Source organism: Oleiphilus sp. HI0086, assembly GCF_001635225.1.
The window spans coordinates 1-6532 of sequence record NZ_LWFZ01000704.1; the positions used below are offsets into that span (position 1 = coordinate 1).

Annotated in this window: 6 protein-coding genes; 3 read left to right on the forward strand and 3 right to left on the reverse strand. The window is 44.0% G+C overall.

Annotated features, from left to right (window positions below; all coding sequences use genetic code 11):
• Positions 1 to 644, reverse strand: a 644-nt coding sequence (locus A3756_RS11335) for a cupin domain-containing protein (RefSeq protein ID WP_197481273.1), incomplete at its 3' end; no start/stop codon positions are given.
• A gap of 123 nt (positions 645 to 767) precedes the next feature.
• Here A3756_RS11335 and A3756_RS11340 point away from each other — a divergent pair.
• Positions 768 to 1736: a GNAT family N-acetyltransferase gene (locus A3756_RS11340; RefSeq protein ID WP_068507459.1), complete on the forward strand. Its 969-nt coding sequence runs from the start codon at positions 768 to 770 to the stop codon at positions 1734 to 1736.
• Between the two features lie 77 nt (positions 1737 to 1813).
• Here A3756_RS11340 and A3756_RS11345 read toward each other — a convergent pair whose 3' ends face one another.
• Entirely contained in the window at positions 1814 to 3988 is a 2175-nt protein-coding gene (locus tag A3756_RS11345) for a malate synthase G (protein ID WP_068507465.1), read from the reverse strand.
• A gap of 256 nt (positions 3989 to 4244) precedes the next feature.
• Between A3756_RS11345 and A3756_RS11350 the strand changes: the two genes are divergently transcribed.
• Positions 4245 to 5027: a hypothetical protein gene (locus A3756_RS11350; RefSeq protein ID WP_068507461.1), complete on the forward strand. Its 783-nt coding sequence runs from the start codon at positions 4245 to 4247 to the stop codon at positions 5025 to 5027.
• 360 nt (positions 5028 to 5387) lie between these two features.
• Positions 5388 to 6260: a 7TM-DISM domain-containing protein gene (locus A3756_RS11355; protein ID WP_068507463.1), complete on the forward strand. Its 873-nt coding sequence runs from the start codon at positions 5388 to 5390 to the stop codon at positions 6258 to 6260.
• Between the two features lie 80 nt (positions 6261 to 6340).
• On the opposite strand, the gene A3756_RS11360 is transcribed toward A3756_RS11355, so the two are convergent.
• Positions 6341 to 6532 (reverse strand): ATP-binding protein (locus A3756_RS11360; protein WP_197481274.1); only part of this gene is annotated, 192 nt, incomplete at its 5' end.

Below are 6532 nucleotides of genomic sequence, written 5' to 3' on the forward strand. Positions count from 1 at the left end.
GCTACACCGTCGACAATATCTCGAATGCTCGGAGCGCGAAAACCAACTGAATAGGTCATGCTGTTTTCTACAGAGACTCCTAAGTGCGCATGCTTGGCGGGAATGTAAAGGATATCACCCGGTTCCAAGGTTACTTCCAATTTAGGCTCAAATTCAGTCAGGATACGCACAGAGGTATCTGGTACCAATTCACTGTCGGCGCTACAAACCTGACCTACTTGCCACTTTCTGCTCCCCTCTCCTTGAATTAGAAAGACATCAAAAAAGTCATAATGCTGGGAAACGGTTCCCCCAACCGGCGCATACGAAGCCATTATGTCATCCAGACGCCAGCTCGGTAAGAAATCAAAAGACCTTAAAATCTCCGCCACTTCAGGTGACCACTGATCAAGACCTTGAACCAGAAGCGTCCAATCCCTCTTGGGTAGAGTAGGAAACCGGCTTTCTTCAAAAGGCCCACACTCGACCTGCCACTTTTGATCAGACTGCATAATTATTCGGGACTCGACATCCTCCTCACAGGCTAAACCCGCTAATTCACTTGGCTCCAACCAATATGGGTCCGAAAAAGCCTTGGAAATAAGCATTGGTTTTTTTTGCCAGTAATTGAGTAAAAAATCCTGAACATCAAAATTGTGCAACATAGCGAGCCTTATTCTTAATTAGCAAAAAGCAGGTAAAGTCGGTAGACCTGCATACCCCAGCTGTTCTATTCTGAGCATGATATAATAATGGATTGATAATGCAGTAACATCATTTGAAATATTATGAGTCAAATTAAAATCCAAACTTATGCCCTGGATAAACTTCCATTAGAGGTACATCGTCGCCTATGCAAGCTCGATAACGACTGGCTGCATATTCATAAGGCTCATCAAGTAGAGAAGGGTTTTATCCAGGCACTTGTCGCCAGTGATAACATTATTGGCTACGTTGTCGTTAAGCATAACGACGCTAGCTCTGCCCATATCCATAAGCTATATATTCACCCTTCCTGCAGAAGAAAGTCCTTTGGTCGCCAGCTTCTGCATCGAGCGATGAAAGCTGCCGCAAAGTCTAACTATGATGAGCTCTACCTGGAATGCTTTCAAGAATATCAGGCCTTCTTTGCCTCTCAAGGATTCGTGACAGCCAAAGAGCCTAATCGTGATGGGATATACCATATGGAAATGCCCTGTCTGAGGCATTATATTAAAGTCCGAGCAGAAGAGCCTCACTTGTCAACAGATGGACGGAAGGCACTGTTAATATCTCAGGATAATCATTTATATAAGTACAATAACCAAGACCAGTTTGTTAGCTTTCATCGAAGCATGCTTTCACAGGCCCAGAGACAAATATCCATACTTTCCGACACAATCACACACCCTATCTTTAAAGAAAGCTACATCCGTCAATGTCTATTGAATCTATCGAAGAGGAACTCGCAGGCAAAAATTAGAATACTATTAATCGATGATCGAACTGGTGCAGGCTATCACAATCCACTTATTGACCTCGCCCAGAAATTGACCAGCTTCATCGAATTAAGAGTGATTCCAAGAGGCGCCAGCAGGCCCCGCGATATGATTACAACGGTTGATTTTGACGCCGGCATCTACCGGAAAGACCTGGATAGCTACACGGGCTTCGTTAACTACAGCAATCATATGATCGCACAGAGACTCAGAGATAGCTTTGACCAACATTGGCAATACGCTAAACCCTCTGCCAATATGCGCCGCCTAAGTATTTAGCTAATCAATACGCACAAAAAAACCGGCATTCAGCCGGTTTTTTTGTGCCCCTACATAAGCAGGGGCTGAGTAAACACTTATTGCGCTTTAAACTTCAAACGGTAAGCATGAAGTAGCGGCTCTGTGTAACCACTTGGCTGCTCTTTGCCCTTGAAGATCAAATCAGAAGCTGCCTGGAAAGCAATGCCGTCAAAAGACGGTGCCATGGCGATGTATTCAGAATCACCCGCATTCTGGCCGTCAACAATCGCTGCCATACGCTTCAAGCTTTCTTCAACCTGTTCTTTGGTACAAACACCGTGCTCCAACCAGTTCGCCACGTGCTGAGAAGAAATACGCAATGTTGCACGATCTTCCATCAAACCAACGTTGTTGATATCTGGAACTTTAGAACAACCAACACCCTGATCAACCCAACGTACAACATAACCCAGGATACCCTGACAGTTGTTGTCGATTTCGTTCTGAATGAATTCAGGCGTTAGCGCCTTAACTTCATCTGCAGACATTAGTGGAACGCTTAAGATGTCATCTACGTTTGCATGCTCGCGAGTCTTAAGTTCGTTTTGAACCGCAAATACATCAATCTGATGATAGTGAATTGCGTGAAGTGCTGCGGCAGTAGGAGAAGGAACCCAAGCCGTGTTAGCACCCGCTTTAGGATGGCCCACTTTCTGCTCCATCATCATGCCCATTTCATCAGGAATCGGCCACATGCCTTTACCAATCTGTGAACGACCTTGTAGGCCTGTTTCCAAACCTGTATCAACGTTCCAATCTTCGTATGCGTTAATCCAAACTTGCTGCTTCATTTGAGTCTTAGCAACAAAAGGACCTGCCAACATTGACGTGTGTAGCTCATCACCGGTACGGTCAAGGAAGCCTGTGTTGATGAATACAACACGGTCTTTCGCTGCACGGATACATTCTTTCAAGTTAACAGTGGTACGACGCTCTTCATCCATAATACCCATCTTCATCGTGAAGCGAGGCAGGTTAAGTGCATCTTCAACACGTGCAAACAATTCGTTAGCAAAAGCCACTTCTTCTGGGCCGTGCATCTTAGGTTTAACGATATTGACAGAACCTGTTGTAGAGTTCTTGAATGGGCTATTGCCATTCAAGTCGTGAATAGCGATAAGCGCTGTCACAACACCGTCCATGATGCCTTCAGGAATTTCAGAACCGTCTTCCAAAAGAATCGCAGGGTTAGTCATCAAGTGACCTACGTTACGAACGAACAACATTGAACGACCTTTCAAAGAGAAAGTATTACCGTCAACACCCGTGAATTCACGGTCAGCATTCATCACACGTGTAAATGTCTTACCGCCTTTGCTTACGTCTTCAGCCAGATCGCCTTTCATTAGGCCTAACCAGTTGCCGTAAGTCGTCACTTTGTCTTCTGCGTCAACCGCAGCAACAGAGTCTTCACAGTCCATGATAGTGGTCAGTGCCGCTTCCATGATCAAATCTTTAACGCCAGCAGCGTCAGTTGAACCAACTGGGCTAGTCGCATCGATTTGGATTTCGATGTGCAAACCATTGTTCTTCAAAAGAATAGATGTTGGTGCAGCTACGTCGCCGGTGTAACCAACAAATTTGTCTTCTTCTTTTAGACCTGAAGTAGAACCGTCAGCCAGTGTCACGGCAAGCTTACCGTCAACGATTGCGTAGTTTGTTGTACCGACGTGAGAACCCTTAGCCAAAGGTGCAGCCGTGTCTAATACACCACGAGCATAAGCGATAACCTTGTCGCCACGTACTTTGTTATAACCTGGGCCCTTTTCAGCGCCACCTTCTTCAGAAATAACTTTCGTGCCATAAAGCGCATCGTACAAAGAACCCCAACGAGCGTTAGAAGCGTTCAATGCGAAACGAGCGTTCATTACTGGCACAACTAGCTGTGGGCCAGCCATTTCAGCGATCTCTGGCTCTACATTTTCAGTCGTTGCTTCAAATGCCGGGCCTTCTTCTACCAGGTAACCAATTTCCTGAAGAAATGCTTTGTACTCTGCGAAATCCAAAGACTGGCCTTTACGCTCAGAATGATACGCATCAATCTTAGCTTGAAGGTCATCACGCTTTGCAAGCAGCTCGCGGTTACGTGGTGCCAACTCATTAGCGATTGCGCTGAAACCAGCCCAAAATGCATCCTGATCGACGCCTGTACCTGGAATTGCTTTCTCGTTTACGAAATCGAATAGCTCTTTTGCGACCTGCAGGCCTGCAGCTTGAACGCGCTCTGTCATCTTTGTATCAGCCTCAACACTTGAAATAACAAGGAAATTGCCCCTAGCAAAAGTAAACTTCTTCGCCAGGTGCGTAATAAAGGCGGCAGATTTTACATGAAAATGTGACAAACCCCAAATTCTATCCGATCAAAGTTTGCACAATCATTTACCATTTCACCCTAAATCCCAGATAGAAAATCACAAACGCTGGTCTATACTCAAAGGTATAAGCAATTTCAGTTTAACCTTTTGTATATTTTTTAAGATCTTAGCTATGTCAACAACCACTATTACAATCGCCATCGTTGCTATCATATTTCTTTGCATTGGTGCTATTTATATTTCTCAAGCGCGCGAGCGAGCACGTGTTGAGCGCATTCGCAAAACCAATGTGCTGACTGAGCGACATAACCGCATGCAACAGTTGATTCACGACCTGCCCCCGCAGTACTTAAACAACGAGCTACGCATCATGATCGCCGAGCGCTCAGTTGAAACGCTTAATGAACTGATCATTTTAAATAAAACCGAGCGCCTACAAGGTTACCTCACTGCTGATCATGACTATCTAAAGAACTTACGCGAAAACAACCCCAAATTTCCGGCAGTCCCCGTAAAAACAGAAGCCAAAGCCAAAGAAGTGAGAGGCTACCTGGAGGTACTTCAACGCTTTATTCAGTCACAACATAAGGCCAAGCGTCTGAATGCCGGCAGTGCAAAAAAATATCTGGATCACATCAGTCTTTCGATTTGCCAATCCAAAGCAGACTTATTCTGTGGCCGAGCCGAAGCGGCAAATGCCAATGGCAAGCCCAGAGTTGCAATTCATAATTACCACAGTGCAATTGATGCATTTAAAGAGTTTGCCAAACACCCTCAGGCCGCAAAAGCTATTGCGCTTTACAAAGCCAAAATCAAAGCGCTTGATGAAGTAGCGGATCAACACAACAAAAAATTCAGAGAACAAGAAGAAGCTAAAAAACAAGAAGGCAACAAAGAGTGGGATAGCTTTCTCGATGACGAAGACCAATGGCAAAAGAAGAATTCATACGACTAAAAACAAGTTTTTTCTCTTCTCTTGCATCTTAAAATAGGATTTTCCTGACATTATGTACTATTTTTAATATTTAGAAGAGCTCCATAATTAGCCCGGCTGATCGAGCTCTACCTATTCTGTCCACAATGAACTTCTCTGGACGACCTCAAAAAATAAAAAAGCCGTTTAGATGAGAAAAATCAGGCTCAGCCACCCATTAGCTAAATTATTACTATTACTAATCCTCATCGTTGTAGGGCGTTATGCTTTTTCTGAACAACTTCCCGGATACAAGCTCAGCGCTGAGTCAATACCCGAAAATATAGGCATTTACACCCAATACATCGAAGATAAAGACGGCATTCTATTTTTGAAGATATTATGGCCGCGGACTCAAAGTATAATAATGGTCTAAAATGGCAAAATGCTCCCAACGATGGCCTTGCAAAAGGATTTACTGACTCAGTATATTGGCTCCGCTTTTCAGTCGATAACATAAGCCCAGAAGCCACACGCTGGTACCTTGAGGTTCGCTACCCGATCCTTGATTCAATTGAATACTTCATACCAGATAGTGAGGGCGAGTATACTAAAGAAATCGCAGGTGATGCTTATCCCTTTGAGCAACGAGACATCGATTATCGAAATATCGTTTTTTTACACAACACGCCAGCCAACGAAAGCCAAACTTTTTATATGCGCATCGATACCTCTAGTTCGATGTTTGTCCCCCTTCAAATATGGCCCAATGACACCTTCTTTCATGAAATAGATAAAGTTAAGCTACTGCTCGGCATTCTCTATGGGATCGTAATTCTTGCGCTATTTATTTCAGCAGTAAATGCCGTATTCCTAAGAGACGTCATGTATATCTGGTTAAGCGGTATCTTTATCTGCTTTTTCTTGTACCTGGGTGGGATTAAAGGGGTTGCCTTCCAAGCCTTATGGCCAAACTCTCTCTATTGGCAGAAAATCAGCATCCCCTTCTTCATGAATATGAGCGTTGCATTCGGCTTCTTATATTGTCGCGCCTACATCAACTTAAGAGTGCTGTCTCTCAAGCTTGACCTGTCAATTAAAGTCTTGGCGGCGCTAGCTTTTGCCACAAGCTTACTCTGCTTTATTATCGAATACGAATACATCATTAGCATCAGCACAATCGTAACCATGCTTTCACAAGTCATATGTTTAAGCATCGGCCTCTACTCCTGGTATAAAGGCAATACGGCAGCCCGCCTGTTAATTTGCATGTAAAACTGACCCTGCTTTTGCACTTAATTTTGACCCGCCTGAGAGGCCAGATTACGGCCTGAACTTTTCTTTTATTTCCAGTTTTAAATTCGTTTATTAGTAGATTCTTTGTAGCGGTAACTTTCGTTACCTGTTTCAATGATGTGACAGTGATGCGTTAGTCGATCAAGTAATGCGGTTGTCATCTTTGCGTCACCGAAGACTTGGCTCCACTCTGAAAAGCTTAAGTTAGTCGTGATAATCACACTTGTTTTCTCATATAGTTTGCCTAGCAA

Excerpts from the sequence above, each read along its gene's own strand:
- A3756_RS11355 (WP_068507463.1), top strand. The coding sequence starts at position 5,388 with ATGGCCGCGGACTCAAAGTATAATAATGGTCTAAAATGGCAAAATGCT.
- A3756_RS11350 (WP_068507461.1), top strand. The coding sequence starts at position 4,245 with ATGTCAACAACCACTATTACAATCGCCATCGTTGCTATCATATTTCTT.
- A3756_RS11340 (WP_068507459.1), top strand. The coding sequence starts at position 768 with ATGAGTCAAATTAAAATCCAAACTTATGCCCTGGATAAACTTCCATTA.
- A3756_RS11345 (WP_068507465.1), bottom strand. The coding sequence starts at position 3,988 with ATGACAGAGCGCGTTCAAGCTGCAGGCCTGCAGGTCGCAAAAGAGCTA.